We start from the raw sequence: 7839 nt of genomic DNA, 5'->3' as shown, positions 1-7839 counted from the left end.
CCACCGCGCCGGTCCGGCCCCAGCGGGCGAGGCCGACCTCGCCCGCTGGGGCCGGACCGGCGCGGTGGCGATGCCGCCCGAGGAGGCCCTGAGCCTGTTCGACCTCGCGCTGGCCGCGCCCGACGCGACTCTCGTCCCCGCCCACCTCGATCTCGCGGCGATCCGCTCCCGGGCGGCCACCATGCCCGCGCTGTTCGGGGATCTGCTGGGCGCGGCGCGACGCCGCCGGACCCCGGAGCCCGCGGCCCCCTCGCCGGCCGGACGGCTCCTCGCGATGACGGCGGCCGAACGCGAACAGACGCTGCTGGACATCGTGCGCACCGAGGCCGCCGGGGCGCTCGGCCACAGGAACGCCGACCCGGTGCACGCGACCCGCGCGTTCAAGGAGATCGGATTCGACTCCCTGACCGGCGTCGAACTGCGGAACCGGCTCAACAACGTCACGGGCCTGCGGCTCCCGTCGACGCTGGTCTTCGACTACCCCACCCCGGCCCGGCTCGCGGGCTTCCTCGCGGACCGCCTGGTCGGCGGCACCGACACGCCCGACGACACGGCGGCGCTGCCCGCGGCCGGGACGGCGGCGGGGCCGGGCACGGGCGAGGACCCGGTCGTGATCGTCGGCATGGGGTGCCGGTTCCCCAGCGGGGTGGGATCGCCGCAGGATCTCTGGGACCTCGTGGCCGCGGGCGGCGACGCCGTGGGCGACTTCCCGCAGGACCGGGGCTGGGACGTGGCCTCGCTGTTCGACCCCGACCCGGAACGCTCCGGCAAGAGCTACGTACGCAGGGGCGGTTTCCTGTCCGATGTCGCCGGTTTCGACGCGGAGTTCTTCGGGATCTCGCCGCGCGAGGCCCTCGCCATGGACCCGCAGCAACGGCTGCTGCTCGAAACCTCCTGGGAGGCGGTCGAGCGCGCCGGCATCGATCCGACGTCGCTGCGCGGCAGCCGGACCGGGATCTTCGCCGGGGTCATCGACAACGGCTACGGCTCCCGGCTCGACCAGGTCCCGGACGAGGTCGAGGGGTACGTCGGCTACGGCAGCGCGAGCAGCATCGCCTCCGGCCGGGTCGCGTACACGCTGGGTCTGGAGGGCCCGGCGGTGAGCATCGACACGGCGTGCTCGTCGTCGCTGGTCGCGCTGCACCTGGCGGCGAACGCGCTGCGGTCGGGGGAATGCGACCTGGCCCTGGCGGGCGGAGTGACGGTGATGTCGACCCCCGAGTTCTTCGTGGAGTTCTCGCGCCAGCGCGGGCTTTCCCACGACGGCCGGTGCAAGGCGTTCTCCGCGGCGGCCGACGGCATGGGAGCGGGTGAGGGTGTCGGGCTGTTGTTGCTGGAGCGGCTGTCGGACGCGGTGCGTAATGGTCATCAGGTGTTGGCGGTGGTGCGGGGTTCGGCGGTGAATCAGGACGGTGCGTCGAATGGCTTGTCCGCGCCGAATGGTCCGTCGCAGCAGCGGGTGATCCGGCAGGCGTTGGTGAACGCGGGTTTGTCGGTGGGTGATGTGGATGCGGTGGAGGCGCACGGTACGGGGACGACGCTGGGTGATCCGATCGAGGCGCAGGCGTTGTTGGCGACGTATGGGCAGGGGCGTTCCGGCGGTCGTCCGTTGTGGTTGGGGTCGGTGAAGTCGAACATCGGTCATGCGCAGGCGGCTGCGGGTGTGGCTGGTGTGATCAAGATGGTGATGGCGATGCGGCACGGTGTGCTGCCGAAGACACTGCACGTGGACGGGCCGTCGCCGCATGTGGACTGGTCGGCGGGCCGGGTCGAGCTGCTGACGGAGGAGCAGCCGTGGCCCGCGGGAGAACGGGTACGGCGCGCGGGCGTCTCCTCGTTCGGAATCAGCGGCACCAACGTGCACGTACTGCTGGAAGAAGCCCCCGAGGCCGTTCCCGAGCCCCGCGGTGATGCCGTCGGAGCAGTGGTGCCGTGGGTGCTGTCGGCGCGTTCGGGTACGGCCTTGCGGGAGCAGGCGGTACGTCTGCGCGAGTGGGCGTTGGCGCACCCCGAGACCGATCCGCTCGCCGTGGGCCGGGCGCTGGCATCGGGCCGTGCACTCTTCGACCAGCGTGCCGTGGTCTCGGGCCGCGACACCGGCGAACTGGTGGCCCGCCTGGCCGAACTCGTCGAGACGACGGATGCCGTACCGGTGAACGCACCTGCTTCGGGGCCGGTGTTCGTGTTTCCGGGGCAGGGGTCGCAGTGGGCGGGGATGGCGGCCGAGTTGCTGGAGTGCTGCCCGGTGTTTGCGGAGACGGTGGGTGCCTGTGCGGGGGTGATGGATCCGCTGACGGACTGGTCGTTGCTGGAGGTGCTGCGGGACAGTTCAGGCCGTCTGCTGGACCGGGTTGATGTGGTGCAGCCGGTGTTGTTCGCGGTGATGGTGGGGTTGGCGCGGTGGTGGGAGTCGTGCGGCGTACGTCCTGCCGCTGTGGTGGGTCACTCGCAGGGTGAGATCGCCGCGGCGCATGTGGCGGGGCTGTTGTCGTTGGAGGACGCGGCGCGGGTTGTGGTGCTGCGCAGCCAGGCTCTGCGGCGGGTGTCGTCGGTGGGTGGCGGGATGCTGTCTGTCGGCGTCGGCGCTGAGCGTGCTGCCGGGCTCGTTGCCGACGATGAGCGGTTGTCGCTGGCGGCGGTGAACGGGCCCGCCAGTGTGGTGCTGTCGGGTGACGTCGAGGCCTTGGCTGTCGTGGTCGACGCCTGCGAGCGCGATGGTGTGCGGGCGCGGTGGATTCCGGTGGACTACGCCTCTCATTCCGCCCAGATGGATGTACTGCGGGATGACCTTCAGGCTCTGCTGGCGGATGTCACCCCGCAGCCCGGCGCGGTGGCGATGTACTCGACGGTGACCGGCGAGGCCGTCACCGATCCTGGGGCGCTGTCGGGCTCGTACTGGTACGAGAATCTGCGCAATACCGTTCGGCTGGATCAGGCGGTGCGTGCGGCGGTGGCGGATGGGCACACGGTGTTTGTCGAGTGCAGTCCGCACCCGGGTCTTGTCGTGCCCATCGCGGATGAGCTGGAGGATGTTCCGGGCGGTACGGTTCTGGAGACGCTGCGTCGTGGTGAGGGTGGTTCGGAGCGGTTGGTGACGGCGCTGTCCGCCGCTTTCGTGCGCGGCCTGTCCGTCGACTGGGCAAGCCAGCTCAAGCACGCCGACACAACCTGCATCGACCTCCCCACCTACCCCTTCCAACGTGACCGCTACTGGGCCGAGGCCGACCCCACCACCGTCGCGGGCGTCGGATGGGGACAGTTCGCCGTCGAGCACCCGGTACTGGGCGCCGCCGTCGACCTCGCCGACGCGTCCGGGACCGTTCTCACGGGACGTCTCTCCCTGTCCACGCACCCGTGGCTCGCCGATCACGCCGTCCTCGGCACGGTCATCGTCCCCGGCACGGCGTTCCTCGAACTCGCCCTCCGAGCAGGCGGCGAGGTCGGCTGCCCGGTCCTCGACGAACTGACCCTGCACACCCCGCTCGTCCTGCCCGACACCGAGGGTGTCCGGATCCAGGTCACCGTCGAGGAACCGGACGACGCCGGCGCTCGCGTCATCGGCATCCACTCGCGGCCCGAGGACGCTCCGGTCGACCAGCCGTGGACCCGGCACGCGTCGGGTCTGCTCGCTCCGGCCTCGGACACCCCGATCGACGAGGCCGCACCGCCCGGGCAGTGGCCCCCGCCGGGCGCGCAGCCGGTGGACGCCGACGACGTCTATGCCCGCTCGGCTGCGGCCGGTTTCGACTACGGTCCCCTTTTCCAGGGCCTGCGCCGCGTGTGGCGGCTCGGCGACGAGCTGCTGGCCGAGGTCGGTCTCCCCGACGAGGCGCTCGCCGACGCCGACCGCTTCGGTCTGCACCCGGCCCTCCTCGACGCCGCGATGCACCCGATGCTGGTCCGGGACGACGCGGACGCACCGCTCCGGACGGGGCTGCCGTTCTCCTGGACCGGCGTCAGGCTCGACACTCGCGGCGATCACGACACTCACGGCGCCCGCGCCCTGCGCGTACGACTCACGACGACCGCGGCGGGTACGGTCTCGCTGCGCGCTCACGACGAGACCGGCCGGGCCGTCGTGTCCATCGACTCGGTCGTCGTCCGGCCCGTCTCCGCCGAACAACTGCGGATCTCCGACTCCCTCGCCCGGGACTCGCTGTTCGAACTGCGCTGGGCGGAACGGGATACCTCGGCGGACACGGCTTCTCCCACTTCTCCCACGGAACCGCGCGCCGACTCGGATGAGGCCGACGCCACGGTCGTCCGGACCCACCTCGGTACGGCGGACACGCCCGATGCCCTTGACCTCCTGGACGACCCCGAGGTCTCTCCGCCCGGCACTCTCGTGGTGCGCGTCTCGCCCGCCGAGGGGCCGGAGCACACCCGGGTGCACGATCTCACCGCGCGCGTACTGGAGCTCATGCGCCGCTGGCTGGCCGACGAGCGGACGGCCGACGCGCGCCTTGTCCTCCTGACCTCCCGTGCCGTCGCGGTCGACGACACCGAGGAGATCCGCGACCTCGCCTCGGCCGCCGTGTGGGGCATGGTCCGTTCGGCGCAGGCCGAGCACCCCGGACGCTTCGTCCTGGTGGACGTGGACGCCGACGATGTCGACGACGACGCGGTCCTCGCGCAGGTGGTCTCGGGCGACGCCCAGATCGCGCTGCGTCGTGGCACCGCCCTCCTGCCGCGCCTGGTCCGTGCCGCTTCCGGTGGCCGCTCCGACGACGGCACCGGCTTCGTACCCGCCCCCGACGGCACCGTACTGATCACCGGCGGCACCGGGACGCTCGGCGCGTCGCTCGCCCGCCATCTGGTCGCCGAGCACGGCGTACGCCGGCTGCTGCTGCTCAGCCGACGCGGCGGTGACGCCCCCGGCGCCGCCGGACTGGTCGCCGAGCTGACCGCGCTGGGCGCGCACGTGAGCGTGGCGGCCTGCGACGCAGCCGACCGCGACGCCCTCGCGCGCGTCCTCGCCACGATCCCCGCCAAACACCCGCTGACCTCCGTGGTCCACGCGGCCGGTGTCCTGGACGACGGTGTCGTGGAGGCCATGACACCTGCCCGTCTGGCCGCCGTCCTGCGCCCGAAGGTCGACGCGGCGTGGAATCTGCACCAGGCCACGCGCGGCCTCGGCCTCGACTCGTTCGTGCTGTTCTCGTCGGCGGCCGGGCTCATCGGCAACCCCGGACAGAGCAACTACGCGGCCGCCAACGCCTTCCTCGACGCGCTCGCGTGGCACCGCCGCGCGCACGGCCTGCCCGCTACGTCGCTCGCGTGGGGCTGGTGGGCGGAAGGCAGCGAGATGACCGCCGGGCTCGGGACCGCCGACCGGCAGCGCATGACGCGCCTCGGCGTCCTGCCCCTTTCCGCCGAGCAGGGCTGTGCGCTGTTCGACGCGGCGGCCAACCGCGCCGAACCGGTGCTCATGGCCGTACGGATGGACATCGCCGCGCTGCGTCGCGCGGGCTCCGACGCCGTGCCCGTACTGCTGCGCGAGCTCGCCCGGGTGCCGCACCGGCGGAGCCCGGCGGACGGGGCGGGCGCCCGTTCGGGCGGGCCGGCGAGTCGGCTGGCCGGTCTGACCGCCGCCGAGCGAGGACAGCTGCTCGTACGGACCGTGTGCACGCACGCGGCCGCCGTGCTCGGGCACACCGGCGTGGACGGCATCGAGGAGACCCGCGCGTTCCGCGACCTGGGGTTCGACTCGCTCACGGGACTCGAACTGCGCAACCGGCTGAGCACCGCCACCGGCCTGCGCCTGCCTGCCACGCTCGTCTTCGACTACCCGAACCCGAGGCTGCTCGCCGGACACCTGGGCGATCTGCTCGCGGACGCCGGGTCCACCGTGCCGGCACTGGCCTCCGCCTCCGCCTCCGCGTCCACGGCCGTGGCCGTGCCGGCCTCCGCCGACGAGCCGATCGCGATCGTCGGCATGGGCTGCCGCCTCCCGGGCGGTGTCACCTCCCCGCGGCAGTTGTGGGACCTGGTGGCCGGTGGCGTCGACGCGCTCACGGACTTCCCGGCCGACCGCGGCTGGGACACGGACCGGATCTTCGACCTCGACCCCTCGCGCCCGGGCAGTACGTACGTGCGGACCGGTGGATTCGTCGCCGACGCCGCCGAGTTCGACCCCGGGTTCTTCGGGATCTCGCCGCGCGAGGCCCTCGCGATGGACCCGCAGCAGCGCCTGCTGCTGGAGGCTTCTTGGGAGACCCTCGAACACGCGGGCATCGATCCGGAGACGTTGCGCGGCAGCCGGACCGGTGTGTTCGCGGGAGCGATCTACTACGACTACGCCGCTCGTCTGAACCGGGTGCCGGACGAGCTGGAGGGCTACCTCGGCAACGGCAACGTGGGCAGTGTCGCCTCGGGCCGGGTGGCCTACGCCCTCGGTCTCGAAGGGCCCGCGGTGACCGTCGACACGGCGTGCTCGTCCTCGCTGGTCGCCCTGCACCTCGCCTGCCAGGCGCTGCGCGCGGGCGAGTGCGACCTCGCGCTCGCGGGCGGCGTCACCGTGATGTCGACGCCGGCCGTGTTCGTCGACTTCGCACGGCAGCGCGGACTCGCGCCGGACGGCCGCTGCAAGCCGTTCGCGGCCGCCGCCGACGGCACCGGGTGGGGCGAGGGCGTCGGCCTCGTCCTGGTCGAGCGGCTGTCGGACGCGGTGCGCAACGGCCACCACGTACTCGCCGTGGTCCGGGGTTCCGCGGTCAACCAGGACGGCGCGTCCAACGGGCTCACCGCGCCCAATGGGCCGTCGCAGCAGCGGGTGATCCAGCAGGCGCTGGCCGGTGCCGCGCTGGCTCCGGCGGACGTGGACGCGGTCGAGGCGCACGGCACGGGGACGACGCTGGGGGACCCGATCGAGGCGCAGGCGCTGCTGGCGACGTACGGGCAGGGGCGTTCCGGCGGCCGTCCGTTGTGGCTGGGGTCGGTGAAGTCGAACATCGGGCATACGCAGGCCGCTGCGGGCGTGGCGGGCGTCATCAAGATGGTGATGGCGATGCGGCACGGTGTGCTGCCGAAGACGCTGCACGTGGACGAGCCGTCGCCGCATGTGGACTGGTCGGCGGGCCGGGTGGAGCTGTTGGCGCAGGCCGTGCCGTGGCCGGAGACGGACCGTCCGCGTCGCGCGGGCGTGTCGTCCTTCGGGATCAGCGGCACCAACGCCCACGTCATTCTCGAACAGGCACCGGTCCCGGCGGAAACGGACGCTCGCCCGGAACAGGGCGCGCCCGTCCCGTGGGTGCTCTCCGCGCGGACCGAGACCGGGCTGCGGGCCCAAGCCGCCCGCCTGCGGGACTGGGCGCTCGGGCAGCCGGATGTCCAACCAGCCGACGTAGCAGCCGTGTTGGCCGCGGGGCGCGCGGCCATGGCGCATCGCGCGGTCGTGCTCGGCCGGGACACCGCGGAGCTGACGGCCGGACTGGCCGCCCTCGCGGACGGCGAGCCGGAATCCGCAGGAGTCGTGTCGGGTGCTGTGGTGCGTGGCGCAGGACGGACGGCGGTGGTGTTCACCGGTCAGGGTGCGCGGTGTCGGGGCGTGGGGCGTGAGTTGTATGAGGCGTTCCCGGTGTTTGCGGCTGTGGTGGATGAGGTGTGTGCGGCGTTCGATGGGGTGGTGCCGTTCTCGGTGCGGGATGTGCTGTTGGGTGATCCGGCTGTTGAGGAGGTGGAGGGCACGGGTGTGGTGCAGCCGGTGTTGTTCGCTTTTGAGGTGGCGTTGTGGCGGTTGTGGCGGTCGTGGGTGCCTGCGCCGGATGTGGTGCTGGGGCATTCGCTGGGCGGGATTGTCGCGGCTCATGTTGCCGGGGTGTTCTCGTTGGAGGGTGCGGT

At 72.6% G+C, this 7839-nt stretch carries 1 protein-coding gene; it reads left to right on the top strand.

Annotated features, from left to right (window positions below; translation table 11 throughout):
• The coding region (locus K6I34_RS26605) for a type I polyketide synthase (protein ID WP_229329353.1) at positions 1 to 7839 on the top strand (7839 nt) is incomplete at both ends.

The organism is Streptomyces sp. UNOC14_S4 (assembly GCF_020740835.1).
Classification (GTDB): Bacteria; Actinomycetota; Actinomycetes; order Streptomycetales; family Streptomycetaceae; genus Streptomyces.
This window is presented reverse-complemented; position numbering and strand designations above follow the sequence as displayed.